This is a genomic window from Pseudomonas sp. P4_B4 (assembly GCF_056402255.1).
Window position 1 is genome coordinate 205410 of the sequence record NZ_JBFUHS010000007.1, and the last position, 26068, is coordinate 231477.

Genomic DNA, 26068 nt, shown 5'->3' on the forward strand with positions numbered 1-26068 from the left:
GTGCAAGCAATTGCACCAATATAGTGCGCAAAGCTGAACGAGGTTAGAAAAGTCGCAGGAAAGGATTTTTTTCTTCGCCGGGTTTGTCGCTGAGCGGGCATTCCGGCCGCTGGCCGTAGTCTTCGAGAGTGCAGGGTTTGATCCTGCGCTTCTGGGCGAGAGACGTGCGCTGCATGTGGAAGGGCTGGTTGGCGGTGCGTTCGACGATGCGCCCCTGTTCGTCGAGGATTTCCACAGAAAGGGTATGGCTGCCGCGATCAATGTTGCTCAACGGGAACACCGGGCTCAGGCCGGGTTCAGCGGTGGGCTGGCCGTCGAGCAGCAACCGGTAGCGGTGACCGGGTTGCAGGGCGGGTTCGTTGGTGGCGCTGACGATGACTTCGCCGGTATTGCTGCGGATGGTTGCGTCGGGTTCCGGGATCAGGATGCGCAGCACCTCATAGTGGAACAGCGCTTGTACTTCGGGACTGCTCTGGGCAAGCAACGGCGCTGCACTGGTGGGGTTGGCCGCTATTCGATTGCTCTTTGTCAGCGGTACACGCTTGGCGTTGCCGGATTTGGGCTGGTCGGTGAAAACCCGATTGCCCTGAGCGTCGACATACATGAAGACCTCTGCCGAGGCGGGCAGGGCGATCAGGCAGGTGATCAGTAGCCACGCCTTCAAGGCTTGTGCACTCGCTGTACGGTGAGTGTCACCGCAGGGCTCTGTTGCACAACGTTTTCACCATCGATCACTTGCACCGCGAGGCGGTGTTCGCCGCGATCGATGTTCACCAGTTGCAGGGTCGGCACGTTGCCTGGCTGGCCGTAGGGCCGACCGTCCAGCAGCAGGCGCAGCAAGTGGGGGCCTTGCAGGCGCGGCTTGATCAGTACGTTTATCGTGAAGGTGCCATTGTTGGCGCGTAACGCTTCTGTGGTGGGCAGGCCGATGAGTTCCAGTTTTTCGTAGGTACCGTGGATTGGCTCGGGGTTATTGCTTGCCTGAGGTGGTGCAGGAGCGCTGGGCGGTTGGCGTTCGATGCTGTTGAGCGGCGGCAAATCAACCGCCCGGGCTTCAACACCAGCGGGCGGTTGATTGCTGTAGGCGGTATTACCGGCGGCATCGGTGTATCTGTAGATTTGGGCCATCACGGGAAAATTGAAGGACAGCAGTAGAAGTAATAACAGTGGCCGCATTCGGACTCCCTGTGTGAAGCAAAGACTACTCCGCCAATGGAATACCCTCACTCCCAGCATAGAACACAACAAGTTCTACCGGTTCATCGCCGGTGACGCCGCGATGAGTGATATTGACCATTTCGGCCAGCGCTTCGCCTTGTTTGATGCGCCGGGTCTGGCCGCTGTTCCTGTCTTCGACTATTAGCTCGCCTGAGAGGATGTAAGCCGCGTTGGGAATCGGATGGGTGTGCCAGGGGAGTTTGCTGTTGGCAGGGATCGTGAGTTTGAGCGCTGTCAGTTCGGGCGCGGCATCCGGGTAGCGAATGTAAGGTGTGCTATCCCACGACTTGCTGCTTTGAAGCAGGATTTCCCGTTTGATTTCTGCCGATGGGGGGGGTGTGGTGCAGCCTAGAAGGGCGAGGGCAGTGAGAGCGGCCAGTAGCGTCTTGAGTGGGAAAGTTTTCATCATTCCATCCATTGATTGCAGGTAGTGAACAGGCTACGAGTCATTCAAGTTGGTTGATGCCGGACGATACTGTGTGTGCCCGAGGAGATGTCGGGTTTCATTGTCGGAAGTTGCCCACAAAAAAGGCCTCCCGAAGGAGGCCTCTTTTTGTCACGCCGCGTGTTGCGGCGCTACCGGATCAGCAGCTGTAGTACAGCTCGTATTCCAGTGGGTGTACGAAGGTACGTACCTTGATTTCTTCTTCGCTTTTCAGGGCGATGTAAGCGTCGATGAAGTCGTCGCTGAAAACGCCGCCTTTGGTCAGGAACGCACGACCTTTGTCCAGCTCTTCCAGGGCTTCTTTCAGGCTGCCGCAAACTTGTGGGATCTCTTTGGCCTCTTCAGGCGGCAGGTCGTACAGGTTTTTGTCAGCTGCGTCGCCAGGGTGGATCTTGTTCTGGATGCCGTCCAGGCCAGCCATCAGCAGTGCGGCGAAGCACAGGTACGGGTTGGCAGCCGGATCCGGGAAGCGTGCTTCGATACGGCGGGCTTTCGGGCTCGACACGTAAGGAATACGGATCGAAGCGGAGCGGTTGCGAGCCGAGTAGGCCAGCATCACTGGAGCTTCGAAGCCTGGAACCAGACGCTTGTAGGAGTTGGTGGCCGGGTTGGTGAAGCCGTTCAGGGCCTTACCGTGCTTGATGATGCCGCCGATGAAGTACAGAGCGGTATCGGACAGACCGGCATAGCCTTCGCCTGCGAAGGTGTTCTTGCCATCTTTCCAGATGGACATGTGTACGTGCATACCCGAGCCGTTGTCGCCGTACAGAGGCTTAGGCATGAAGGTCGCGGTGCGGCCGTAGGCATCGGCAACGTTGTGCACGACGTACTTCAGGGTTTGGGTTTCGTCGGCTTTCTTCACCAGGGTGTTGAACTTGACGCCGATTTCGTTCTGGCCGGCAGTCGCCACTTCGTGGTGGTGAACTTCGACGGTCAGGCCCATTTCTTCCAGCGCGTTGCACATGGAGGTACGGATTTCGTGGTCGTGGTCGAACGGTGGAACCGGGAAGTAACCGCCTTTGACGCCTGGGCGGTGGCCTTTGTTGCCGCCTTCGATGTCCTGGTCGGACATCCACGAACCTTGTTCAGAGTAGATCTTGAACATGGAGCCGGAAATGTCGGACTTGAACTTGACCTGGTCGAAGATGAAGAACTCTGGCTCTGGACCGGCGTACACAGTGTCACCGATAGCGGTGGCTTTCAGGTGCTCTTCGGCGCGCTTGGCGATCGCACGTGGGTCGCGATCGTAGCCTTGCATGCTCGAAGGCTCGATGATGTCGCAGACCAGGATCAGGGTCGGTTCTTCGGTGAACGGATCCAGGACAGCGGTGGAGTCGTCCGGCATCAGGATCATGTCGGAGGCTTCGATGCCTTTCCAGCCAGCGATGGAGGAACCGTCGAACATTTTGCCGACTTCGAAGAAGTCGTCATCCAGCGCATCGCGAGCCGGCATGGTCACGTGGTGCTGAGTGCCTTTGGTGTCCGTGAAGCGCAGATCAATCCACTTGACGTCATGATCTTTGATGAGTTGAACCGACTTCGACATAGTGTCCTCCGGGTGGCTTCGGGCTAGTAATGGATGCCCTTAAATGTGGGTGATGCCGGCGCGAATACTCTGCCAAGGCAACCTGCCTCACAAGGGAGCAAATTGCATGCCAGTGCCCCACCATGGGTTTTTTGCCCCAATTTCACGCCTGTCAGGCGGAAAAGTACCTTAAAGCGGAAAATCACGCCCTACAATGTAGCGCTTATTTCAATAAATGACCTGTTTTGGTGCGCGCAAAACCTTCTGCACATTAACTGGTTAAACCTTGAGCAATTTCCGCTATAATCCGCGCCCCCCTTTTTCGGCAGGCCATGCGCGCGCTGTTTCCATGAAATTAATCGTAAAAGTCTTCCCCGAGATCACCATCAAGAGCCGCCCGGTACGGATGCGTTTCATCCGTCAATTGGCCAAGAACATCCGTGCCGTGCTCCGCGATCTGGACCCGGCCGTGGTGGTGAACGGCGTGTGGGACAACCTCGAGCTGGAAACCCGCGTCAGCGACCCCAAGGCCTTGAAGGAGATGGGCGAGCGCCTGAGCTGCATGCCGGGCATCGCGCATTTCCTGCAGATTGATGAATACCCGCTGGGCGATTTCGACGACATCGTTGAAAAGTGCAAGCAGCACTACGGTGATGCACTGGCCGGGAAGATCTTCTCGGTGCGTTGCAAGCGCGCCGGCAAGCACCCATTTAGCTCGATAGATATTGAAAAATATGTCGGCAGCCAGTTGCGCCGTCAGTGCGGTGCCGCCGGGATCGACCTGAAAAAACCGGAAATCGAAGTCCGGATCGAAGTTCGCGACCAACGGTTGTTCGTGATCCACAGCCAGCACAACGGCATCGGCGGATATCCGTTGGGCGCACTGGAACAGACCCTGGTGCTGATGTCCGGTGGCTTCGACTCCACCGTGGCGGCCTACCAGATCATGCGCCGAGGCCTGATGGCGCACTTCTGCTTCTTCAATCTGGGCGGACGTGCCCACGAACTGGGCGTCATGGAAGTCGCGCATTTCATCTGGAAGAAGTACGGCAGCTCCCAACGCGTGCTATTTGTCAGTGTGCCGTTTGAAGAAGTGTTGGGCGAAATTCTCGGCAAAGTCGATAACAGTCATATGGGCGTAGTATTGAAGCGTATGATGTTGCGCGCTTCCTCCCAAATTGCCGATCGACTGCACATTGAGGCGCTGGTCACTGGTGAGGCGATCTCCCAGGTGTCGAGCCAGACGTTGCCGAACCTGTCAGTGATCGATTGCGTGACCGACAAGCTGGTGTTGCGTCCGCTGATCGCCAGCCACAAGCAGGACATCATCGACCTGGCCAACGAAATCGGCACCGCCGATTTCGCCCGGCACATGCCGGAGTACTGCGGCGTCATCTCGGTCAATCCGAAGACAGCAGCCAAGCGCTATCGCGTCGAGCATGAAGAGAAAGAATTCGATATGGCGGTACTCGAGCGTGCGCTCGAAAACGCCAAACTGGTGCCGATCGATCGCGTGATCGATGAACTGGGCCAGGACTTGCAGATTGAAGAAGTCAGCGAAGCGCTGGCCGGTCAGATCGTCATCGACATCCGTCACCCGGATGCCGCTGAAGACGACCCGCTGGACCTCGCTGGCATCGAGGTACAAACGATGCCGTTTTATGCAGTGAACGCTCGTTTCAAGGAACTGGACCCTACTCGCCAGTACCTGCTGTATTGCGACAAAGGCGTGATGAGTCGCCTGCATGCCCACCATTTGCTCAGTGAGGGGCATGCCAATGTGCGCGTTTATCGACCGAGCTAAGTGCCCGGGGCTGTTTGCCTGTGGCCTGCGTCACCGGCCCCCCGATGCCACCGTCAAGCTGTAACGGCTTTCACGGACGCTACTGTTAATCGCTGCCAAGACTTGTCAGCACACCGAATCCTCTGATCGAGATACACAAGTGATCGAAAATCTACGCAACATCGCCATCATTGCCCACGTTGACCATGGTAAGACCACCCTGGTAGACAAACTCCTGCGTCAATCCGGCACCCTGGAGCGCAACGAGCTCAACGACGAGCGCGTGATGGACTCCAACGACCAGGAAAAAGAGCGCGGTATTACCATTCTGGCGAAAAACACCGCCATCAACTGGAACGGCTACCACATCAACATCGTGGACACCCCGGGCCACGCCGACTTCGGCGGCGAAGTTGAACGTGTAATGTCGATGGTCGACTCCGTTCTGCTGCTGGTTGACGCTCAAGACGGCCCTATGCCGCAAACCCGTTTCGTGACCAAGAAGGCTTTCGAAGCCGGCCTGCGTCCAATCGTGGTCATCAACAAGGTTGACCGTCCAGGCGCGCGTCCGGACTGGGTTCTGGACCAGATCTTCGACCTGTTCGACAACCTGGGTGCCACCGAAGAACAGCTGGACTTCAAAGTCGTCTACGCCTCGGCCCTGAACGGTATTGCCGGTCTGGACCACACTGAAATGGCTGAAGACATGACCCCGCTGTACCAGTCGATCGTCGACAACGTACCAGCGCCGAAAGTCGACCGTGACGGTCCGTTCCAGATGCAGATCTCCGCACTGGACTACAACAGCTTCCTGGGTGTGATCGGCGTTGGCCGTATCGCTCGCGGTCGCGTCAAGCCGAACACTCCGGTCGTGGCTATCGACGCTGACGGCAAGAAGCGCAACGGTCGTATCCTGAAGCTGATGGGTCACCACGGCCTGCACCGCATTGACGTTGAAGAAGCTTTGGCTGGCGACATCGTCTGCATCAGTGGCTTCGACCAGCTGTTCATCTCCGACACCCTGTGCGACCCACTGAACGTCGAAGCGATGAAGCCGCTGACCGTTGACGAACCAACCGTTTCCATGACCTTCCAGGTAAACGACTCGCCTTTCTGCGGTAAAGAAGGCAAGTTCGTGACCAGCCGTAACATCAAGGAACGTCTGGACAAGGAACTGCTGTTCAACGTTGCTCTGCGCGTTGAAGAAGGCGACACCGCCGACAAGTTCAAAGTCTCCGGCCGTGGTGAGCTGCACCTCTCGGTACTGATCGAAACCATGCGTCGCGAAGGCTTCGAAATGGGTGTTGGTCGTCCGGAAGTGATTATCCGTATGGTTGATGGCGTCAAGCACGAACCGTACGAAAACGTGACTATCGACCTGCCGGAAGAATCCCAGGGCGCGATCATGGAACAGATCGGTATCCGTAAAGGCGACCTGACCAACATGGTTCCGGATGGCAAGGGCCGTGTGCGCCTTGAGTACAACATCCCGGCCCGTGGTCTGATCGGTTTCCGTAACGAGTTCCTGACCCTGACCTCCGGTGCAGGCATCCTGACCTCGATCTTCGACCGTTACGACACCATGAAGTCCGGTGACATGTCCGGCCGTCAGAACGGCGTGCTGGTATCGGTTGCTACCGGTAAGGCACTGACCTACTCGCTGGAAACCCTGCAGTCGCGTGGCAAGCTGTTCATCGAACACGGCCAGGACATCTATGAAGGTCAAATCGTTGGTCTGAACAGCCGCGACAACGACCTGGGTGTTAACCCAACCAAAGGCAAGAAGCTCGACAACATGCGTGCTTCGGGTAAAGACGAAACCATCGCTCTGGTTCCGCCTGTACGCTTCACTCTGGAGCAAGCTCTGGAATTCGTACAAGAAGACGAGCTGTGTGAAGTCACGCCTAAGTCCATCCGTCTTCGCAAGAAGATCCTGGGCGAAAGCGAGCGTACCCGCGCTGCCAAGAAGTCCGGTAACTAAGTCATTTAGTTAGCTGACAAAAAAACGCCCCCGACCGCAAGGCCGGGGGCGTTTTTGTTTGTCTGGGGTTTATGTGGTGTTTGTGCTGGCCCCTTCGCGAGCAAGCCCGCTCCCACAGGGTTCAAGGTGAGGCACACATTGTGTGAACACCAAAAATACCTGTGGGAGCGGGCTTGCTCCGGGCGGCGTTCCGACGAAGGCGGCCGATCAACCGCTGCAAATTTCAGGAAATATCAGAACCGCTCGATACTCCGCGAATGACGCTCGCGCTCCACTTCCTTGGGCTTGTACGCGCAATACCCCGGCCGCGGGCCGATTTTCGGGTGGTTGCGGCAGGTATCCGGGCGCTTTTCATAAATAGTGCACAGACGGCTCTTACGATCCAGGTACAGGCAATCGTTGTTGCTCATGCGCTGGAGGGTAAAGATTCCTGACTTCTGGTTGAAGCGTTCGACCAGGCCTTCCTTTTGCAGACGTTTGGCGATGTTCTTCGGCGGATCACCCAGCTCGAATTCATCGACCACGCCGATGCGGATCAGATCCTTGATCTTGACCTCGACGGGCAGGGTGCAGCAGCTGGACATGCACGAGCCGCACATCGGGGCAGAGTACTTGGCCCAGGTATCGAGGCGGTCGATCTCTGCGGCAGCGATCAGGTTCGGCTTCATCATCGTTTGTTACCAGCGTGTGCATCAGGGCGCGCGATCATACCGGGACTGGTGGATTTTTGAACAACCTTTCGCCAGATTTTTTCGCAGGCGCTGCAAATAGCCGGAAAATCGGCACGAGCCCTGCATTGATTCAGGCACATGACAACGCAATGTCGATCCAGCTCGTATTCAAAGGAAAAACTGCCGAACCAGAGCCTCTACCGCCTGTCAGACCGTCTAGGCTCAGACAATTCCAAGCTCGCTCGAGGTCCTATCGATGACTCAAGAACCACTTGTTCGCGAAGCAGAGGTGGCCGCATTCCGCGACGCCGTCTTGACCAAACTCACTTATGCAGTGGGTAAAGACCCGGATCACGCCTTCGACCACGACTGGTTCGAAGCCATTGCCCTGGCCGCGCGGGATCACATGGTCGAGCACTGGATGGACCACACGCGGCAGATCTACCGCAAAGGTCAGAAGCGCGTTTATTACCTCTCCCTGGAATTTCTCATCGGCCGGCTGCTCTTCGACAGCCTGAGCAACCTCGGCCTGCTCGACGTGGCCCGCGAAGCCCTGACCGAACTCGGCGTCGACCTTGAGCGCATTCGCTTGCTGGAGCCCGATGCGGCCTTGGGCAACGGTGGCCTCGGGCGCCTGGCGGCGTGTTTTCTGGAAAGCATGTCGACCCTCGGCATCGCCGGTCATGGCTACGGTATTCGTTACGAACATGGCTTGTTCCGCCAGGCCATCGTCGACGGCTGGCAACAGGAACAGACCGAACACTGGCTGGATTTCGGCAACCCGTGGGAGTTCGAGCGCCCAGAGGTGGTTTACCCGATCGGTTTCGGCGGCAGTGTCGAGACCGTGACCGATGAAAACGGCAAGTCCAGGCAAGTCTGGCACCCGGTGGAAACCGTACGGGCCATTGCGTATGACACGCCGGTGGTCGGTTGGCGCGGGGCAAGCGTCAACACGCTGCGTTTGTGGCGCGCACGGGCCATGGAAGATCTGCATCTGGAGCGTTTCAACGCCGGCGACCACCTGGGCGCCGTCGCCGAAGTGGCTAGGGCCGAAAGTATCTCTCGGGTGCTGTACCCGGCGGACAGCACCGAGGCCGGCCAGGAATTGCGCCTGCGCCAGGAGTATTTCTTCGTCGCCGCCTCGTTGCAGGATCTGCTGCGCCGCCATCGCAACATGCACACCTCGGTGCTGACCCTGGGCGATCACGCCTCTATCCAGCTCAACGACACTCACCCCTCGATTGCCGTGGCTGAACTGATGCGGCAACTGGTTGATGTGTACGACGTGGCATGGGACGCGGCGTGGCAAGTTACTGTCGATACGCTGTCTTACACCAACCACACGTTGCTGCCCGAAGCGCTGGAAACCTGGCCGGTCGGCTTGATGGAGCGCATGCTGCCACGGCACATGCAGATCATTTACCTGATCAACGCCCAGCACATCGACTCCCTGCGGGCCAAAGGCATTCACGACTTCGATGTACTGCGCGCGGTATCGCTGATCGAGGAAGACAACGGTCGCCGGGTGCGCATGGGCAACCTGGCGTTTCTCGGTTCCCACAGCATCAACGGTGTGTCCGGGCTGCACACGCAACTGATGCGCCAAACGGTGTTCTCCGAACTGCACAAGCTCTATCCGGAGCGGATCAACAACAAAACCAACGGCATCACCTTCCGCCGCTGGCTGTATCAGGCCAACCCCGAGCTGACCTCGATGCTGGTCGATACCCTCGGGCCGCAAGTGCTGGATAACCCGGAAGAGCGTTTGCTCGCCCTCGAACCGTTCGCCGAGAAAAGTGCATTCCGCAAGGCGTTTGCCGAGCAACGCCTGCACAGCAAGAAAGCCCTGGCGTACCTGATTCATGAGCGGTTGGGCGTGGCGGTCAACCCGGCGGCGATGTTCGACGTGCAGGTCAAGCGAATCCACGAATACAAACGCCAGTTGCTCAACCTGATGCACACCGTGGCGTTGTACCAGGCGATTCGCGCGGAACCTGAAATCGACTGGGTGCCACGGGTGAAGATCTTCGCCGGCAAGGCGGCTGCGAGTTATCACCAGGCCAAACTGATCATCAAACTGACCAACGACATCGCCCGGGTGGTGAACAACGACCCAACCGTGCGCGGCTTGCTCAAAGTGGTGTTCCTGCCCAACTACAACGTCAGCCTGGCGGAGAGCATCATTCCGGCGGCGGATTTGTCCGAGCAGATCTCCACCGCCGGTTTCGAAGCGTCCGGCACCAGTAACATGAAATTCGGCCTGAACGGCGCGCTGACCATCGGCACCCTGGACGGGGCCAACGTGGAAATGTGCGACCGCATCGGCGCCGAGCACATGTTCATCTTCGGCCTCAGCGCGCAGCAGGTGGAGGCGCGCAAGCAGAACCATGAGTTCAGCGCGGTGCCGGATATTGCCGCGTCCCATCGTCTGAACGATGTACTGCAAGCGATTCGCGGCGGGGTGTTCTCGCCGGATGATCCGTCCCGTTATACCGGGTTGATCGATTCGCTGGTGGACTACGACCGCTTCCTGGTCTGCGCCGACTTCGATTCCTACTGGCACGCCCAGATGCGCGTCGAAGCCCATTGGCACGATTCGAAGGAGTGGTGGCGTTCAGCGGTGTTGAGCACGGCGCGGATGGGCTGGTTCTCGTCGGACCGGACCATTCGCGAGTACGCCACGGAAATCTGGAAGGCACTGGAGTAGTTTTACGCCCGTATTGCCGGGCTTGGTCGATATACTAAGCGCCACCTTCATCCCCTGTGGGAGCAGGCTTGTGGTGCAGATGCAATCTGCTCTCACACTGGATTCCGGGTGTCTGGCCACTAGACTGAACCAGACGCTGTACCACCCGGACTTGCCTCATGATGGGGCCGCTTAGGGATATCGACCATGCAATGGATGTTCATGCTGATAGGACTGGTGCTCGGCTGGATACTCGACGAGTCATTCAGCGATGCACTGCTGGGCGCGTTACTCGGATTGGGTATCGGCCAGGCTATTGGCATTGCACGTTTAGGGTCTAAGGCAGTGGAGCAGCAGCGCCTGCTGGAACAGGCGCAGGTAGCGCTGCAAGCGGTCGAGCAACGGCTGGCGCTGCTTGAAGCATCGGGGGTCAAGACGCCGGAAACCCGCGAACCACTTGTCTCACCTGAAAGCATCCTCGATGAAGCACCTGCCGCAGCCCCGGAGTTGATCTGGGAGCTGCCGCCCGAACTCGAACTGTTCGCCACAGCGGCCACCGAAACCAACCGTTCACAGCCCGCCGATGCCTGGAAGGCCGAGCCGATCGTTCGCCAGGCACAACCACCGGTCCCCCCGCGTGGCCCGAACCTCATCGATCGCGCCATCGGCCGCGCCCGCGCCTGGTTGTTCGGCGGCAATACAGTGCTGCGGGTCGGCGTGGTGCTGCTGTTCCTCGGCCTGGCCTTTCTGCTGCGCTACGCCACCGAAGGCGTGGTGGTGCCGATTGAGCTGCGCTACGCGGGCGTTGCGGCGGCAGCCTTGGGGTTGCTCGGGCTGGGTTGGTGGCTGCGAGCGCGCAAAAATAGTTACGCGTTGATCCTGCAGGGCGCCGGGATCGCCGTGTTGTACCTGACGGTGTTTGCCGCGATGCGCCTACATCCGCTGCTCGATCCCTCGGCGGCGTTTGGCCTGCTGGTGGCGGTGACGGTCTGTTCGGCCATTCTCGCCCTTACCCAGGACTCCCTGGGGCTGGCCGCCGCTGCCGCACTAGGTGGCTTCGCCGCACCCATCCTGGCCTCCACCGGCGCCGGCAGCCACGTCGCGCTGTTCAGCTACTTTGCCCTGCTCAACACCGGCATCTTCGTTATCGCCTGGTTCAAGGCCTGGCGGCTGTTGAATGTCATCGGGCTCAGCGGCACCTTCGGCATCGGTTTCGCCTGGGGCTTGCGCTCCTACTCGCCGGAGCTGCTGTGGAGTACCGAGCCGTTTCTGATTTTGTTTTTCCTGATGTACCTGGCCATTGGTCTGCTGTTCGCCCGACGCAAGCTGCTGGAGATGGTCGATGCACCGGCAGAGGGCAGTCGCGATTCGCTGCTGCTGTGGTCGGCGCGCAAGGGTGACTACGTCGACGGCACGCTGCTGTTCGGTCCGCCGCTGGTGGGTTTCGGCTTGCAGTTCGCACTGGTGCAGCATCTGGAGTTCGCTACGGCGTTCAGTGCCCTGGCGCTGGGCATGATTTACATGGGGCTCGCCCGTTGGCTGATGGCCGGGCGCACGCTGTTGCTGGGGGAAACCTGCCTGGCCTTGGGCGTGATCTTCGCCAGCCTGGCGATTCCGCTGGGGTTCGATGCACGCTGGACGACGGCGGCATGGGCGGTGGAAGGCGCGGGGATCTTCTGGCTCGGTCTGCGTCAGCAAAGGCCCTTGGGTCGGGCGTTTGCCTTGCTCCTGCAACTGGGTTCGGCGCTGGCGTTTCTCAGCGAGTTGCACAACAGCGAGAGCAGCCTGCTCGGCGGCGAGCCGTTAGGCGCGCTATTACTGGGCGTCGCGTTGCTGTTCAGCTTCTACCAATTGCGTAAAGCCTTGCCGGAACAGATCAGGCCTTGGGAACTGAAAGGCCTGCCAGTCCTGGCGTGCCTCGGGCTGGCGTTTCTCTATTTGCTGGCGCCGTTGTTTTTCTTCAGCCACGGTACGGTGATCTGTTGGGCCTTGGCCGGGGCGCTGACGTTGTTGGTTGGCTTGCGCCTGCCATCGCGCACCTTCGTGTTCACCGCGCTCGCTGTGCAACTGTTGGGTGGCGCGTTATTCCTGGCGACGGGGCCGCTGTTCAGTGAAGGGCTGAATCCCTTGGCTCATGCTGGATTCTGGGCGCCACTGGTGTTGGGGCTGGCGGCGATGGTCGGGGCCTGGCGTTTGCAGATTGGTCATTCGCTCGGAACGTTCGAAGGGCTGAGCCTATTGCGATTGTCCCAGGCGCTGCTGGCGTGGGGCGCAGGCTGGTGGGCGTTGGCCTGGGTCATCGAAGTGCTGCATTTTGCGCCGTTGCCGACGCAGGCGACTTTGTTGTTGAGCATCGCTGCCGTGAGTGTTGCTCTGTGCGCGGTGTTGGCGCTGCGCCTGAAATGGCCGTCACTGGGTGTGCTCTGCACGGCGTTGATTCCCACAGCAGCGTTGGTGCTGCTGGCGGCCTGGCACTCGCGTTATCACCCGGCGGCCAATGTCGGCTGGCTGGCGTGGGCTGCCGTGTTCGTAGTGCATTTCATGTCCCTGCGACGCCTGGCGCCCATGCTGTCGGCGCGCGTGACGAGCGTCGCCCATGTGCTCGGCTGCTGGCTGTTGATTGGCGTGTTGGCCCTGGAGCTGCGTTACGCCTTGCTGGTGTTGTCCGAGCAATACAACGCCTGGCGCTGGTTGGGTTGGGCGATTCTGCCAGGTGTTTATCTGGTGTTGATGGCGGCACCTCGCGCGTGGCCTTGGCCGGTGTCGGCGTATCCGCGCGAATACCGCGTATACGCCGCCGCGCCGCTGGCGTTGTTGATGCTCGGCTGGTTCTGGCTGGCAAATGTCGCCAGTGACGGCAACGCCGAGCCACTGCCTTACGTGCCATTGATCAACCCGCTGGAGCTGGGCCTGTTGTTTGCGCTGTTCGGCGTCTATGTCTGGTCCCGCAGTGCCATGACACAACTGGCGGTCCGCGAGGATTACGCTGCCATCGCCACGCAAGGGGTCGCAGGTGCCTCGCTGTTCGTGTTCTTTACTGCATTGGTAATGCGTACGGCGCACCATTGGAGCGAAGTGCCGTTCGAGCTGGATCTGTTGCTGGCGTCGATGCAGGTGCAAGCCGGGCTGTCCATCGTCTGGACCTTGATGGCCCTGAGCCTGATGATCGGCGGCCATTTGCGTCGTCGCCGCGAAGTCTGGTTGATCGGCGCTGCCTTGATCGGCGTGGTCGTGACCAAGCTGTTCTTTGTCGAATTGAGTAATCGCGGCGGGCTGGCGCGGATCGTGTCGTTTATCGGAGTCGGCGTGTTGCTGCTGGTGGTGGGCTATTTCGCCCCGCTGCCGCCCAAGCGCGCCGAAGCTGAGCCGGATATCGAGAAACCGGTCCCGGAATCCGAAGGAGTGTCGTCTTGAGTCAGAAGCTGAACCTGGGTTGGCTGGGTGCTGTTGCCATGGGTGTGGTGTTGTCGGTGGTTGCTCAGGAAAAACCACCGGACTTCACCACCCAAGTGCCTTTGTCGGTAACGGGCGAAGGTCCCTGGTATCGCCTTGAACTGCCCCTGAACGTACAACTGAATGCACGCCAGGCTGACCTGAGCGATCTGCGGGTGTTCAACGCCGTGGGCGATGTTCAGGCTTATGCCTTGGCCCGGGAGTCGGCGCAGAGCAATGAAACGCGCACCTTGACCGAGGTGAAATGGTTTGCGCTGTACAACTCGGTGGACGCCACTGAAACCGCGCCGAGCGTGCGGGTGCAATCGAGCGCCAACGGCACTTTGGTCGAAGTGCAGCCCTCCAGTCAGCTGGAAGCGGGTGAGGAGGAGTTGCGCGGCTGGTTGCTCGACGCTTCCGCGATCAAGGCGCCGTTGCAGCAGTTGATTCTCGACTGGACCAGCGAGCGCGACGGCTTCCAGCGTTTCACCGTCGAAGCCAGCGATGATTTGCAGCATTGGCAGTCCTGGGGCGAAGGGCAGGTGGCGCGCCTGATTTTTTCCGACGAACGGGTCGAACAGCATGAAGTCAACCTGCCGGGCCAGTCGGCGCGCTACTTGCGGTTACTGTGGATCACCCCGCATTCGGCACCGACACTGACTTCGGCGCAACTGCAGAGCGCCAGTACCCGCAGCCTGCCGCTGCCGTTGGTCTGGTCCCAGGGGTTGGCCGGCAGCAGCGTGAAGGCGGGTGAATACACCTGGCAGTTGCCGATGGGGCTGAATGTCGAACGGGTGCAGGTCGAGTTGAGCCAGCCCAACAGCCTGGCGCCAGTGAGCCTGGCCGGCCGGCGCGACAGCAGCCTGCCATGGCAGTCGTTGGGCAGCGGTTTGCTCTATCGCCTGACCCAGAACGGTCAGGACGTGGTGCAAAACCAATTGCAGCTGTCAGGGCAAATCGTCCAGCAATTGAAGCTGACCGTGGACGAACGCGGCGGCGGCCTGGGTGATCAGGCGCCGACGCTGAAGTTTGCCGTGCGCGCTACGCAACTGGTGTTCCTGGCGCGCGGGCCGGGGCCTTACACGCTGGTCGTGGGCAATGCGACGGCGAAGGCGGCGAACTTGCCGCTGTCGACGCTGATTCCGGATTACAGCCCGGCGAAGCTTGCGACCTTGGGCCGGGCCATGGTGGATGTCGGGGCGGTGGTTTCGAAAGCATCGACTGAGAAAACGCTGGCTACGACGGACACCCAGTGGAAGAAGTTCGGCTTGTGGGCAGTGCTGTTGCTCAGTGTCTTGTTCCTGGCGGCGATGGCGTTCAGTTTGCTGCGCAAGCCGCCAGCCAAATCCTGATAGTGGGTGCTGCGCACCCAATCGCGAGCAGGCTCGCTCCCACAGTTGGAATTCGTACCCCTGTGTGCGAGCCTGCTCGAAAGCGTTCGCCCAGTCACTGAAAATGCCGAAATGACCGCAGTTCCCAGGCTCACATCGAGCCCATTTCCAACTACGCTCATCCCCGCGCATGAACTCTCTTCAGCCGATCACGTCTGATAGGAGGAAATGCGCCCCGACTCGCGTTAAACTGCGCGGGTTTTTAGCCCCCCCATTCCACCGGAGCCTTCCATGTCCCGCGTTACCTTGAGTCGCTATTTGATTGAGCAGACCCGCAGCAACAACACTCCTGCCGATCTGCGCTTCCTGATCGAAGTGGTGGCGCGTGCCTGCAAGGAGATCAACCACGCCGTGTCCAAAGGCGCCCTGGGTGGCGTTCTGGGCAGCATGGGCACTGAAAACGTCCAGGGCGAAGTACAGAAGAAGCTCGACGTGATCTCCAACGAAATCCTGCTCGAAGCCAATGAATGGGGCGGTCACCTGGCCGGCATGGCGTCCGAAGAAATGGACAACGCCTACCAGATCCCGGGCAAATACCCGAAAGGCGCGTACCTGCTGGTATTCGACCCGCTGGACGGTTCGTCGAACATCGACATCAATGCCCCGGTCGGTACCATCTTCTCGGTACTGCGTTGCCCGAACGAATACCTGAGCCAGAACGAGCCCTTGAATGAAAAGGCTTTCCTGCAGCCAGGTACCCAGCAAGTGGCCGCCGGTTATGCGATCTACGGTCCGCAGACCATGCTGATCCTGACCCTGGGCGACGGCGTGAAAGGCTTCACCCTTGACCGTGAAATGGGCAGCTTCGTCCTGACCCACGAAAACATCACCATTCCTGAAGCCACCCAGGAATTCGCCATCAACGCGTCCAACCAGCGTCACTGGGAAGCACCGGTACAGCGCTACGTCGGCGAATTGCTGGCAGGCGATGAAGGCCCGCTGAAAAAGAACTACAACATGCGCTGGGTCGCCGCGATGGTGGCAGACGTGCACCGCATCCTGACCCGCGGCGGTCTGTTCATGTACCCACGCGACAGCCGCGAGCCGTCGAAGCCGGGCAAACTGCGCCTGATGTACGAAGCCAACCCGATGTCGTTCCTGGTGGAGCAAGCGGGCGGCGCGTCCACCAACGGCCACCAGCGCATCCTCGACATCCAGCCGGAAGGCCTGCACCAGCGTGTTGCGGTGTTCCTCGGCTCGAAAGAAGAAGTTGCCCGCGTCACGGCTTACCACAAGGAATAAACCATGACCGCGCCCTGGCAGTCGTTGCTTGATTGGTGGTTCGGGAGTTCCGGGTCAGCGAGGGAAGTGGCGGCGCAGAAGGGCAAGTTATGGTTTGGCAAGCGCGACAGCCAGGACCTCGAAGCGCGCGAGCGTTTCGGGGACCAGGCCGAGCAGGCACTGGCCGGCGGATTGACCGAGTGGATGCAACGTCCCGAAGGTTGGCTGGCCCTGGTGCTGTTGCTCGATCAAATCCCGCGAATGATCTTTCGCGATACCCCCAAAGCCTTTGCAGGCGATCTTCGTGCGCAAAAGCTGGTGGCCCAGGGCATTGCTGCGGATTTCGATCGGCAGTTGCAGCCGATTCAGCGGGTGTTCATCTACCTTGTGTTCGAGCACAGCGAGAACCTCGCGGTGCAGAACGAAGGCGTCTCGCGCTATATCGAACTGGTGGCGCAGCAGCCGGAGACTGATCGGGCGCTGTTCAGCGATTACCTGGACTATGCCGAGCGGCATCAGAGGGTGATTGCGCAGTTTGGGCGGTTTCCGCATCGCAATGCGGTGTTGGGAAGGGAGTCTACGGCTGAGGAACTCGAGTTTCTGACGAAGCCGGGCTCTCGGTTCTAATTCGTTGTAGCTGATACCGCCATCGCGAGCCTGCTCGCGATGGGGCCGGTGAGCGCGCCTTAGATCCTGAAACTACCCACCAACTGCTTCAACCGCGCCGCTTGCTGCTCAAGATCGGCACACGCACGCAAGGTCGACTGCAGGTTCTCCACACCTTCCTGGTTCAGCGTGTTGATCTCGGTGATGTCGACGTTGATCGACTCCACCACCGCCGTTTGCTCTTCAGTGGCGGTGGCGACCGACTGGTTCATGCCATCGATCTCACCGATGCGCTGGGTCACGCTGCCCAGGCGTTCGCCCGCCTGGTTGGCGATACCGACGCTGCTTTCGCTCTGCCGCTGGCTGTCGGTCATGATGCCCACCGCTGCCCGGGCGCCGACTTGCAGCTCTTCGATCATCGTCTGCACTTGCTGCGCCGAGTCCTGGGTGCGGTGAGCGAGGTTGCGCACCTCATCGGCCACCACGGCAAAACCACGGCCGGCCTCGCCAGCGCGGGCCGCTTCGATCGCAGCGTTCAGGGCCAGCAGGTTGGTTTGCTGGGAGATGCTGGTGATCACTTCCAGAATCTGCCCGATGTTGACCGTGTTGCTGTTGAGGGTTTCGATGTTGCCGCACGAATCGCTGATCTTGGCCGACAGCTGCTGCATCGCCGCGATGGTTTTATCCACCACCTGTTGGCCGTCTTCGGCCAGGCTGCGGGCATCACTGGAATGTTGCGAGGCGAGGGCGGCGTTCTGGGCGATTTCCTGGGCGGCGGCGCCGAGCTGGTTGATCGCCGCCGCCACGCTGCTGGTGCGCGAGGCTTGCTGGTCGGAGTTGAACATCGACGAGTTCGAGGCGGCCACCACACGCAGCGCCACCTCGTTGACCTGGCCGGTGGCCGAGGACACTTCGATGATCGAGGTGTGAATGCGCTCGACGAAGCGGTTGAACGACAGCCCCAGCGCGCCGAATTCGTCGTGGCCGTGAATGGTCAGGCGTTTGGTCAGGTCACCTTCGCCTTCGGCGATGTCGTGCATGGCGCGACCCATGGTCAGCAGCGGCTGCATCAACAGGCTGATCAGCATGCCCAGCAGGACGATGATGATCACCACGGCAATCACCATGGCGATGATCGCCGAGGTGCGGAATTCGCTGAGCATCGAGAACGCGGTGTCCTGGTCGAGCACCAGCGCCACGTACCAGTCCGCCGACGGCACGCCGTTGACGTGGGTGAAGGAGATGAACTGGCGCTTGCCGTCGATTTCGACTTCTTTCATGCCCGGGCTGACTTTCGGCGCACCGTTGGGGTAGGCCTCGGTCAGGTTCTTGAGTACCAGCTTGCTGTCCGGATGAATCAGGATCTTGCCGTCGGCACCGACGATGAACGCATGGCCGTGACCGCCGAAGTTCAGCGAATTGATGATCGCACTGACGCTGGACAGGTCAATGTCGGCGCCGGCGACACCGATCATCTGGCCCTGGAGCTGCACCGGGGTGGCTACGGTGATCACCAGTTTGCCGGAGGAGGCGGCGATGTACGGTTCGGTGACGATGGTCTGTTGCGCGCTGTTGGCCGCCTTGTACCAGCCACGGGCGCGTGGGTCGTAGTCCGCCGCGCGGTTGCCCGCCGGGACCGAGAACATCACGCCGTCGGCACCACCGAAGTAGCTCAGCTGGAAGTTGCTGGTGTAGGCGGGCAGGTCGATGATCCGTTTCAGGCTGGCGGGAGCATTGCCATCGGCGGTGACCTGTTGGGCCATCGACTGCAGCAATTGCATGCGGCTTTCCAGCCAGGTCTGGATGTTGCTGGTGGTCAGGCTGCCGAGCTCCTGCATCGAGGCTTCGGTACTGTTGTGCAAGGTTTCGCGCTGTCGATAGTCGTTGAACAGGATGAAACAAGCGAATGCGACAGCCACCACGAGGGCGGCAGCCAGCAATATCTTGTGGCTGAACTTCATGTTTCTGGTCATGGATGAGCTACCGCAGAGGGGCTGTTCTACAAAATGGGGGAGCAAATGCCACCGACGTGGCTTTGCGTTGCATTTATGTCGACTGAACGGCGCCAAAGATGAGGCGGATTTTCTGAAAAACGACGAAATGCTCGATGAACAAGGAAAATGGCTGATTTTCGGCAAAAGGTAGACGAGTGGCCCGATAAATAGCCTACCGGGCAGGGAACCTGACAGGGGTTTTCTCTTCTAAGCTTCAGCTTGGCTGCCATGCCAATCCCCTACGCCCCGGAGTTTCACCATGTCGTTGCGTTCCATCGCCCTGCTTTCGTTCTGCGTATTGCTCGCTGCCTGCAGCAAGGTCAATCAGGAAAACTACTCTAAACTCTCGGCCGGCATGGCCAAGGCCGATGTGGAGACCCTGTTGGGCAAACCCGCCGATTGTTCAGGCGCGCTCGGTATGTCCAGTTGCACCTGGGGCGACAAGAACAGCTTTATCAGCGTGCAGTTCGCCGGTGACAAAGTGCTGATGTTTTCCGGCCAAGGCCTGAAGTAAACCGGGGCGTTTGCCCGCGGGAGAAAAATAATGAAGCGGTTACTGATCATCCTTTTTGCCGGCCTGGTGTTGGCCGGCTGTGCCACGTCTGGCCAGGACCCATTGGCCCCCAACACTGTCAAAAGCGTCAACCTCAAGCGCTACCAGGGCACCTGGTACGAGCTGGCTCGCATGCCGATGTACTTCCAGCGCGACTGCGCGCAGTCCGAAGCCCATTACACGCTCAAGCCTGATGGCAATGTCGCGGTGTTGAACCGCTGCCTGACGGCGCAGTGGCAATGGGAAGAGGTCAAGGGCACGGCTTATCCACAGGTGCCCGGCAAGAACGACAAGCTGTGGGTCGAGTTCGATACCTGGTTCTCCAGGCTGATCCCGGGTACGGCGAAGGGCGAATACTGGGTGCTGTACGTCAGCGATGACTACAAGACCGCCATTGTCGGTGACCCGAGCCGGAAGTATTTGTGGCTGTTGTCGCGCACACCGACCGTGAACGGTGTGGTGCGTGAGGAGCTGCTGAGCAAGGCGCGTCAGCAGGGTTACGACACCACGCGGCTGATCTGGCGGGCGTCGGAACAGCAGATGGCCGAGACGTCGAACTAACAACGCATGACCCTGTGTGAGCGAGCCTACTCGCGATGGAGTATCAGGCACAACGATGTTGACTGACACACCATCGCGAGCAGGCTCGCTCCTACAGGGTTTTTTGCATTAGTTCAGAAGATCGCGCAGTACCTGAGTGAAGGCGCGGCTGCTTTCTTCCTCGTCAGCATGCCGCCCGTCACGCACCACCCACTGACCATTCACCAGCACATCCCGCACTTGGCGATCGCCACCGGCAAACAACCAGCGGTTGAGAATCCCGTCGCCGCTGGCCGTTGCCAGGTACGGGTCGTTGCCATCGAGCACCAGCCAGTCGGCACGCTTGCCGACTTCCAGGGCACCAATCGGCTGGCCCAGCGCCTGGGCACCGCCATCCAGCGCGGCATCAAACAGCGTGCGGCCGACCATTGGCTGATCCGCGCCATACAAACGATTACGCCGCTGATCGCGCAGACGCTGGCCGTATTCCAGCCAGCGCAATTCTTCCACCACGCTCAACGACACATGGCTGTCGGAACCAATACCCATGCGGCCGCCCTGGGCGAGGAAATCAACCGCCGGGAAAATCCCGTCGCCCAGGTTGGCTTCGGTGGTCAGGCACAGACCGGCGATGGCGCGGCTCCTGGCCATCGACGTGACCTCTTCCGGGTTGGCGTGGGTCGCGTGGACCAGGCACCAGCGCTGATCGACGTCGATGTTTTCGTACAGCCATTGCAGCGGACGACGACCGCTCCAGGTCAGGCAGTCGTCGACTTCTTTTTGCTGTTCGGCGATGTGGATGTGCACCGGGCATTGCTTGTCGCTGGCCGCCAGCACTGCGCTGATCTGTTGCGGCGTGACCGCTCGCAGCGAGTGGAAACACAGGCCCAGGGCTTGCGCCGGCTGCTGCGCCAGGGCCGGTTGCAGGCGCGATTGCAACTTGAGGTAGTTTTCGGTGCTGTTGATGAAGCGGCGCTGACCTTCGTTCGGGGTCTGGCCGCCGAAACCGGAGTGGCTGTAGAGCACTGGCAGCAGGGTCAGACCGATACCCGCGGAACCTGCGGCCTGGCTGATACGCAGGGCCAGTTCGGCCGGGTCCGCGTAAGGCTGGCCGTTGATGTCATGGTGTACGTAATGAAATTCCGCCACCGATGTGTAACCGGCCTTGAGCATTTCGATGTACAGCTGACGAGCGATGACACCGAGTTGTTCCGGGCTGATTTTTCCGACGAGGCGATACATCAGGTCGCGCCAGGTCCAGAAACTGTCGTTCGGATTGCCCGCCACTTCCGCCAGCCCGGCCATGGCCCGCTGGAAGGCGTGGGAGTGCAGGTTCGGCATGCCAGGCAGCAGCGGACCGCTTAACCGTTCGGCGCCATCAGCGTTGGAATCGGCCTGAATATGGGTCAATACGCCGTTGGCGTTGACCTCAAGACGTACATTGTTGGCCCATCCACTAGGCAGCAGCGCGCGTTCGGCAAAGAAGGCGGACATGGTTCAGCACCCCATCGTGTGTTATTTGTATATACATATACAGACGTTTGCCTGCCCGGTAAACTCCGGCAAGCTAGTGGCCCGTACGGTTAGTTCGTCAGATCAAGTTCGGATGCCAGAAATTCAGAACCAAGGCGCTGTGACGAGTCATAGCCCGCTATGGCGAGGAACAGCAACGCAGGATCTGGATTTCTGGCGCCGAAATTGACTGACAGAACTGACCACACGGGCCACGCACATCAACTAAATGACCAAGGATTAACCGTGCCGACTCCGCCTCCAGTCTCTCCGTTGGCCGCGAACATGGGCGACAGTCCGGCGCCCTTGTACGCCCGCGTCAAACAAATGATCACCCAGCAAATCGACAGTGGAAACTGGCCGCCGCACTACCGCGTTCCGTCGGAAAGCGAACTGGTCAGCCAGTTGGGCTTCAGCCGCATGACCATCAACCGCGCCCTGCGCGAGATGACTGCCGATGGCCTGCTGGTGCGCATGCAAGGCGTCGGCACGTTCGTCGCCGAGCCGAAAAGCCAGTCCGCCTTGTTCGAAGTCCACAACATCGCCGATGAAATCGCCTCTCGCGGCCATCGGCACACCTGCAAGGTCATCACCCTCGAAGAAGAGGCCGCCGGCTCCGAGCGCGCCCTGGCCTTGGACATGCGCGAAGGGCAGAAGGTGTTCCACTCGCTGATCGTGCATTTCGAAAACGATATTCCGGTGCAAATCGAAGACCGTTTCGTCAATGCGCTGGTGGCGCCGGACTACCTCAAACAGGACTTCACCCTGCAAACGCCATACGCCTACCTGAACCAGGTCGCGCCGCTGACCGAAGGCGAGCACGTGGTCGAGGCGATCCTGGCCGAGTCGTCCGAATGTAAATTGTTACAGATTGAAAAAGGCGAGCCGTGCCTGCTGATCCGTCGCCGCACCTGGTCCGGTCGTCAGCCAGTGACTGCTGCTCGCTTGATCCACCCAGGTTCCCGTCATCGTCTGGAAGGTCGGTTCCATAAATGAGTAACGCAAAGGTTTTACGCGCCAAAGACTACCCACGCATGCCATGGAAAAACGGCGGCGGCAGCACCGAAGAAATCACCCGTGATGCCGGCACCGGCCTGGATGGCTTTGGCTGGCGCCTGTCGATTGCCGACATTGGCGAATCGGGTGGTTTTTCCACCTTCGCCGGTTACGAGCGGGTGATCACCGTGCTGCAGGGTGATGGCATGACCTTGACGGTTGACGGGCAGGTGACGCGGCCGCTGTTACCCATCGATCCATTTGCCTTCAGCGGCGAGAGCCAGGTGTCCTGCACCTTGCTGGGTGGGCCGATCCGCGATTTCAACCTGATCTACGCGCCGAGGCGTTGCAGCGCGCGGTTGCAGTGGCTCGGGGGCGAACAGCGGTTTTTTAGCGAGGCAGGGACCGTGCTGGTGTTCAGTGTCAGCGATGCGCTGGAGGTGAAGGTCGGTAACAGTGCCCAGCAATTGGGTCGCCATGATTGCCTGCAACTGGACGGTAACACCAGCCTTCTCGAAATCTCCGTCAGCGGGCCATGCTGTGTGATTGAACTGACTGAACGTTGACTTACATGAAATCTTCGGCAGCTCCGACGTGTCGCAGCTTGCAACCGAAACGGTCTGCTCCCAGTCAATGTAACTTACGGCTTACATTGACTGGGAGCAGACGATCTGGCTCAGATCGGCAAGACTGATGCGAGCGCCTTGTCGTTTAGCCTGTTAGCCTCACTGCTTAGAAAAAAACCCTAAAGGGCTTTTTTATTTGACCTCGAATAACGCACCTACTAATTGGCGCACATCACAATGTCGGCCTGTGTTTTCACCTCTGTTTCTATACCCAATCGGTACTTGCAGTAGTCCTTGATCTTCTGCCGTCGCTCATCGCTCAATGTTTCTATTCGCCGATAGTCTCCGTCATTGGCATGAATGTTGAAAAACTTTACTCTTAATGTAGGCGTCTTTTTTACAAAGAAAATGGTATATATTTCATGCTCGGAGTGTTCCTCGTAATAGCCAACTTTTAGAATCGCCAGCAAGGCAAGCACACCCGCTAATATGAAGTACTTCATTCTGCGACGGCCCGAGGGGGTGGCAGTATCTGCGTTTGAGTACGAATATTTCTCACCAGTTTCATACCGATATTTCCAGGACAAATTTTTCCATCGTTGTCCTGACCTGGAAACTCTCGGTGCCCGCCAAATCGCTCGATGACAAAAACACTTTTCAAGGCTTCCACTAGGTGCAGCAGAGCATCGATTTGTGTGCCGGTTATCACGTTTGATGTGTTGTTGCCGTAGTACCCATGTGGTCGGCTTGAACGCCCTGCATTTGCTTGACTCCCCCTGGAGAGCACCTTGTCGCCTAACTCATCGGTGCGAGCCGTATCAAGCAAAACCACCCTTGGGCGAAAACTTTGCTACATTTTTGCGCATGTCTCCACATCGGATTGCGTTTTTACCTCTGTTTCAATGCCCAATCTGTATTTGCAATAATCAATTATGTCCTGTCGTAACTCGTTGCTTAGTTTGTCCACTTTGCGATACTCACCATCATTAGCGTGAATGTTGTAAAACTTTATCTGAAATGTCGGGTATTTCTTGATGAACAAAACGGTCTCAATATCGCCATCTTCAAGGGCTTCGTAGTAGCCGATGTAAAGCACAGCCAGCACAACCAGCACTGCCGCAGTCAATAATTTTTTCATTCTTGCGGCGCCGGTGGAGGCAATAGTTGGGTCTTGGCTCTAAGGTTTCTCACCAACTCCATCCCAATATTACCGGGGCAGATTTTTCCTTCGGAAGCCTGCCCTGGGTATTCCCTGTGACCACCAAAATGCTTGATAACGAAAACGCTTTTCAGTGATTTGATCAAGTGCATCAGCGCGACAATTTGAGCTGCCGGAATTACGCTTGTGGTGCTGTAGCCGATGCTGTCGAGGGCGACGCGCCCCTTGGCGACCCAGTCACCCCCCTCGTCCGGTGTTGTCAAATTTTCCAGTAGTACAATACCGATCAACCCAGTGTTGAACTTCAAAACGCTTGAACCCTGGAGTCGAATGTCGCGACCTTCGAAAATCTGTCCGGTGCAATCGATCCCGTAGTGATAGCCGATATCGTCATACTTCTGACTCAGATGGCTTTTTTGAACCTCCTGCATCTTTTCTGCACCGGGAGCGCAGCTATGGCTTCGTCCGGCATGGTGCAGGGCAATCATGGTGTAGTCCCAATCCATGACCATGTCTGGTTTTCCTTTCACAGCCCCCCAAGATGATCGCTCGACGAATATAGCGTCCATTGATCGCACCTTTTTAATGATTGCCTCGCGTGTAGCGGCGCGGTCGTTTACGGTGATAGAGACAGCGGTTACCGGCTGGCCGGGCTTCACTTCCTGTGCCTTGGCTGTTGTCGTGAAGGTTGTTCCGCTCATACGATTGCCTCCGAAAACTCAGCCAGATCACGAGCAGGCGCTTGGAAAATCACGTGAAGCTCGATCTCGGAGTCCGCTGTCGGTGCTTCGACGATCGCGACGCCATTGGCGTCAGTCAGCCCTACCTTTCGATGCCCATCCACCAGGGCAATGTATGCCCGACTGGCGAGTGGCTGCCCGGTGTGGCTATCAGTGACGACAAAAGATTTAGCGAAACCGGTCGAGCTTGAGGTGGCTTCGCTGAGGCTCGGAGTCTGGTCTGTGGCAGGCATCGAGCTAACTGCAGTAGCGGTGTATTGAGTGGTTGAGCCATAAACCACATGGTCAGGACATCCACAGAGCACTCGGTCACCCGTAGCAACAAAGGGCTGTTGTTCACACCAATCGAAAACTGTCCCAAAAATTGGAAACGCTCCTTGGCACTTGCGACATTGAGCGAGGTCGCCCGATTGAGCTATCGCTTTGTCGCCTTCAAACCATGTTGTCGAGGCCGTTATGATCTCACCGTATTTGGTTTTGTCTCCAAGACAGGCTAATGCTCTCAATCTGAGTCCCTCCGGGTGAAGTATTGAATCCATTTTTGACCAGGTGATCAGTCGATTTCGACAGTTCTGGGCCGTACGTAAACCACGGCGATTAAGTAAAAAAAACAGCCATTTGTTCGAACGATATCGCCTGGATCACCCAAAGTAAGTAGGACGCTTCTGAAACTGCCTGTTGGAATGCAGCGTCCACTCAATGTGCCGCCGAAGATCGGCTCGATATATGCACCTAGGCCGGTTTTTTCGCTTAGTCGTTGAGTCCGAGCGTTTCAAGGTCGCCGTGACCAGCGTTTCCCTGTGCGCACCACGTTGTTACCGAACGCCCCAGCGTGGCGCAAAACCACGCTCAAGTAACAAAACCCCCTCGCCACAAAAGTCCCCCCGAAAATTTTTCATCTTCGCCAGAACCCTTGTTCCAGGCGCTCTCCAGCCATTTCAGATTTTTTCTTGAATGCCCATCCAACAAGTTGGCCGCTTGATTGCATATGCTTGTATGTACAAGTAAAGACGTATGCGTATGAGTCACGAGGACTCAACCATCGTCCA

Annotated in this window: 22 protein-coding genes and 1 pseudogene; 11 read left to right on the forward strand and 12 right to left on the reverse strand. The window is 58.8% G+C overall.

Annotated features, from left to right (window positions below):
* Positions 1–43 precede the first annotated feature (43 nt).
* The 4 genes from AC1DVE_RS11205 to glnA all read right to left on the reverse strand — a co-directional run bounded on the left by AC1DVE_RS11205 (position 44) and on the right by glnA (position 3209).
* Positions 44–664 (reverse strand): DUF4124 domain-containing protein, encoded by a 621-nt coding sequence (locus AC1DVE_RS11205; protein ID WP_223457504.1) that lies wholly within the window; start codon positions 662–664, stop codon positions 44–46.
* Complete coding sequence (locus tag AC1DVE_RS11210; protein ID WP_223457506.1) at positions 661–1176, reverse strand: DUF4124 domain-containing protein; 516 nt, start codon at positions 1174–1176, stop codon at positions 661–663. The genes AC1DVE_RS11205 and AC1DVE_RS11210 overlap by 4 nt, the downstream gene beginning before the upstream one ends.
* Before the next feature lie 25 nt (positions 1177–1201).
* Positions 1202–1624: a cupin domain-containing protein gene (locus tag AC1DVE_RS11215; RefSeq protein WP_477783923.1), complete on the reverse strand. Its 423-nt coding sequence runs from the start codon at positions 1622–1624 to the stop codon at positions 1202–1204.
* 178 nt (positions 1625–1802) lie between these two features.
* Positions 1803–3209, reverse strand: a complete 1407-nt coding sequence (gene glnA / locus AC1DVE_RS11220) for a type I glutamate--ammonia ligase (RefSeq protein ID WP_008002929.1) — start codon at positions 3207–3209, stop codon at positions 1803–1805.
* A 328-nt stretch (positions 3210–3537) separates the two neighbouring features.
* Here glnA and thiI point away from each other — a divergent pair, with 328 nt between their 5' ends.
* Together thiI and typA are read left to right on the forward strand one after the other, a co-directional pair.
* Positions 3538–4992 (forward strand): tRNA uracil 4-sulfurtransferase ThiI, encoded by a 1455-nt coding sequence (gene thiI / locus AC1DVE_RS11225; RefSeq protein WP_046041318.1) that lies wholly within the window; start codon positions 3538–3540, stop codon positions 4990–4992.
* A 139-nt stretch (positions 4993–5131) separates the two neighbouring features.
* Complete coding sequence (typA, locus tag AC1DVE_RS11230) at positions 5132–6952, forward strand: translational GTPase TypA (protein ID WP_046041316.1); 1821 nt, start codon at positions 5132–5134, stop codon at positions 6950–6952.
* 233 nt (positions 6953–7185) lie between these two features.
* Here the strand turns inward: typA and AC1DVE_RS11235 are convergent, their stop codons facing one another.
* Positions 7186–7623: a YkgJ family cysteine cluster protein gene (locus AC1DVE_RS11235; RefSeq protein ID WP_046041314.1), complete on the reverse strand. Its 438-nt coding sequence runs from the start codon at positions 7621–7623 to the stop codon at positions 7186–7188.
* 256 nt (positions 7624–7879) lie between these two features.
* On the opposite strand from AC1DVE_RS11235, the gene AC1DVE_RS11240 reads away from it, so the two are divergent.
* The 5 genes from AC1DVE_RS11240 to AC1DVE_RS11260 all read left to right on the forward strand — a co-directional run bounded on the left by AC1DVE_RS11240 (position 7880) and on the right by AC1DVE_RS11260 (position 16980).
* On the forward strand, positions 7880–10330 hold the full coding sequence (locus tag AC1DVE_RS11240) for a glycogen/starch/alpha-glucan phosphorylase (protein WP_223457510.1): 2451 nt from the start codon (positions 7880–7882) through the stop codon (positions 10328–10330).
* 186 nt (positions 10331–10516) lie between these two features.
* On the forward strand, positions 10517–13723 hold the full coding sequence (locus AC1DVE_RS11245; protein WP_477783924.1) for a DUF2339 domain-containing protein: 3207 nt from the start codon (positions 10517–10519) through the stop codon (positions 13721–13723).
* A complete protein-coding gene (locus AC1DVE_RS11250) occupies positions 13720–15093 on the forward strand; it encodes a DUF3999 domain-containing protein (RefSeq protein ID WP_223457514.1) in 1374 nt (457 codons plus the stop codon). Before AC1DVE_RS11245 ends, AC1DVE_RS11250 begins: the two co-directional genes overlap by 4 nt.
* Before the next feature lie 270 nt (positions 15094–15363).
* Positions 15364–16374, forward strand: coding sequence for a class 1 fructose-bisphosphatase (locus tag AC1DVE_RS11255; RefSeq protein WP_095942319.1), 1011 nt, complete (start codon positions 15364–15366; stop codon positions 16372–16374).
* Between the two features lie 3 nt (positions 16375–16377).
* Positions 16378–16980: a DUF924 family protein gene (locus AC1DVE_RS11260; protein WP_223457516.1), complete on the forward strand. Its 603-nt coding sequence runs from the start codon at positions 16378–16380 to the stop codon at positions 16978–16980.
* A gap of 59 nt (positions 16981–17039) precedes the next feature.
* Here AC1DVE_RS11260 and AC1DVE_RS11265 read toward each other — a convergent pair whose 3' ends face one another.
* On the reverse strand, positions 17040–17804 hold the full coding sequence (locus AC1DVE_RS11265) for a methyl-accepting chemotaxis protein (RefSeq protein WP_371318464.1): 765 nt from the start codon (positions 17802–17804) through the stop codon (positions 17040–17042).
* A 93-nt stretch (positions 17805–17897) separates the two neighbouring features.
* A pseudogene (locus AC1DVE_RS11270) lies at positions 17898–18932 on the reverse strand (HAMP domain-containing protein); the annotation flags it as partial.
* A gap of 280 nt (positions 18933–19212) precedes the next feature.
* Here AC1DVE_RS11270 and AC1DVE_RS11275 point away from each other — a divergent pair.
* Together AC1DVE_RS11275 and AC1DVE_RS11280 are read left to right on the forward strand one after the other, a co-directional pair.
* Positions 19213–19467 carry a hypothetical protein gene (locus AC1DVE_RS11275; protein ID WP_007975531.1) on the forward strand — a complete coding sequence of 85 codons (255 nt, stop codon included), beginning with the start codon at positions 19213–19215 and terminating at the stop codon, positions 19465–19467.
* 30 nt (positions 19468–19497) lie between these two features.
* On the forward strand, positions 19498–20067 hold the full coding sequence (locus AC1DVE_RS11280; protein WP_223457521.1) for a lipocalin family protein: 570 nt from the start codon (positions 19498–19500) through the stop codon (positions 20065–20067).
* Between the two features lie 108 nt (positions 20068–20175).
* Here AC1DVE_RS11280 and AC1DVE_RS11285 read toward each other — a convergent pair whose 3' ends face one another.
* Positions 20176–21540, reverse strand: coding sequence for a formimidoylglutamate deiminase (locus AC1DVE_RS11285; RefSeq protein ID WP_223457523.1), 1365 nt, complete (start codon positions 21538–21540; stop codon positions 20176–20178).
* A gap of 303 nt (positions 21541–21843) precedes the next feature.
* Here AC1DVE_RS11285 and hutC point away from each other — a divergent pair, with 303 nt between their 5' ends.
* Positions 21844–22554 (forward strand): histidine utilization repressor, encoded by a 711-nt coding sequence (gene hutC, locus AC1DVE_RS11290; RefSeq protein WP_173677901.1) that lies wholly within the window; start codon positions 21844–21846, stop codon positions 22552–22554.
* Positions 22551–23120, forward strand: a complete 570-nt coding sequence (locus AC1DVE_RS11295) for a HutD/Ves family protein (RefSeq protein ID WP_223457525.1) — start codon at positions 22551–22553, stop codon at positions 23118–23120. The genes hutC and AC1DVE_RS11295 overlap by 4 nt, the downstream gene beginning before the upstream one ends.
* A gap of 218 nt (positions 23121–23338) precedes the next feature.
* Here the strand turns inward: AC1DVE_RS11295 and AC1DVE_RS11300 are convergent, their stop codons facing one another.
* The 4 genes from AC1DVE_RS11300 to AC1DVE_RS11315 form a co-directional block, all read right to left on the reverse strand.
* Positions 23339–23623: a hypothetical protein gene (locus AC1DVE_RS11300; protein ID WP_223457748.1), complete on the reverse strand. Its 285-nt coding sequence runs from the start codon at positions 23621–23623 to the stop codon at positions 23339–23341.
* Between the two features lie 347 nt (positions 23624–23970).
* The gene (locus AC1DVE_RS11305; protein WP_223457527.1) at positions 23971–24258 is read right to left on the reverse strand and encodes a hypothetical protein; all 288 of its coding nucleotides are present in this window, start codon (positions 24256–24258) and stop codon (positions 23971–23973) included.
* Positions 24255–24980 carry an N-acetylmuramoyl-L-alanine amidase gene (locus AC1DVE_RS11310; RefSeq protein ID WP_223457537.1) on the reverse strand — a complete coding sequence of 242 codons (726 nt, stop codon included), beginning with the start codon at positions 24978–24980 and terminating at the stop codon, positions 24255–24257. The genes AC1DVE_RS11305 and AC1DVE_RS11310 overlap by 4 nt, the downstream gene beginning before the upstream one ends.
* Positions 24977–25525 (reverse strand): PAAR domain-containing protein, encoded by a 549-nt coding sequence (locus tag AC1DVE_RS11315; protein ID WP_223457539.1) that lies wholly within the window; start codon positions 25523–25525, stop codon positions 24977–24979. The genes AC1DVE_RS11310 and AC1DVE_RS11315 overlap by 4 nt, the downstream gene beginning before the upstream one ends.
* Positions 25526–26068 lie beyond the last annotated feature (543 nt).

Bases quoted from the DNA above. Each gene is read 5' to 3' on its own strand.
- AC1DVE_RS11240 (WP_223457510.1), top strand. From the start codon at position 7,880: ATGACTCAAGAACCACTTGTTCGCGAAGCAGAGGTGGCCGCATTCCGC.
- AC1DVE_RS11295 (WP_223457525.1), top strand. From the start codon at position 22,551: ATGAGTAACGCAAAGGTTTTACGCGCCAAAGACTACCCACGCATGCCA.
- AC1DVE_RS11260 (WP_223457516.1), top strand. From the start codon at position 16,378: ATGACCGCGCCCTGGCAGTCGTTGCTTGATTGGTGGTTCGGGAGTTCC.
- thiI (WP_046041318.1), top strand. From the start codon at position 3,538: ATGAAATTAATCGTAAAAGTCTTCCCCGAGATCACCATCAAGAGCCGC.
- AC1DVE_RS11245 (WP_477783924.1), top strand. From the start codon at position 10,517: ATGCAATGGATGTTCATGCTGATAGGACTGGTGCTCGGCTGGATACTC.
- AC1DVE_RS11215 (WP_477783923.1), bottom strand. From the start codon at position 1,624: ATGAAAACTTTCCCACTCAAGACGCTACTGGCCGCTCTCACTGCCCTC.
- AC1DVE_RS11235 (WP_046041314.1), bottom strand. From the start codon at position 7,623: ATGATGAAGCCGAACCTGATCGCTGCCGCAGAGATCGACCGCCTCGAT.
- hutC (WP_173677901.1), top strand. From the start codon at position 21,844: ATGGGCGACAGTCCGGCGCCCTTGTACGCCCGCGTCAAACAAATGATC.
- glnA (WP_008002929.1), bottom strand. From the start codon at position 3,209: ATGTCGAAGTCGGTTCAACTCATCAAAGATCATGACGTCAAGTGGATT.
- AC1DVE_RS11305 (WP_223457527.1), bottom strand. From the start codon at position 24,258: ATGAAAAAATTATTGACTGCGGCAGTGCTGGTTGTGCTGGCTGTGCTT.
- AC1DVE_RS11275 (WP_007975531.1), top strand. From the start codon at position 19,213: ATGTCGTTGCGTTCCATCGCCCTGCTTTCGTTCTGCGTATTGCTCGCT.
- AC1DVE_RS11280 (WP_223457521.1), top strand. From the start codon at position 19,498: ATGAAGCGGTTACTGATCATCCTTTTTGCCGGCCTGGTGTTGGCCGGC.
- AC1DVE_RS11265 (WP_371318464.1), bottom strand. From the start codon at position 17,804: ATGTTCAACTCCGACCAGCAAGCCTCGCGCACCAGCAGCGTGGCGGCG.
- AC1DVE_RS11210 (WP_223457506.1), bottom strand. From the start codon at position 1,176: ATGCGGCCACTGTTATTACTTCTACTGCTGTCCTTCAATTTTCCCGTG.
- AC1DVE_RS11300 (WP_223457748.1), bottom strand. From the start codon at position 23,623: ATGAAGTACTTCATATTAGCGGGTGTGCTTGCCTTGCTGGCGATTCTA.
- AC1DVE_RS11255 (WP_095942319.1), top strand. From the start codon at position 15,364: ATGTCCCGCGTTACCTTGAGTCGCTATTTGATTGAGCAGACCCGCAGC.
- AC1DVE_RS11310 (WP_223457537.1), bottom strand. From the start codon at position 24,980: ATGAGCGGAACAACCTTCACGACAACAGCCAAGGCACAGGAAGTGAAG.
- AC1DVE_RS11285 (WP_223457523.1), bottom strand. From the start codon at position 21,540: ATGTCCGCCTTCTTTGCCGAACGCGCGCTGCTGCCTAGTGGATGGGCC.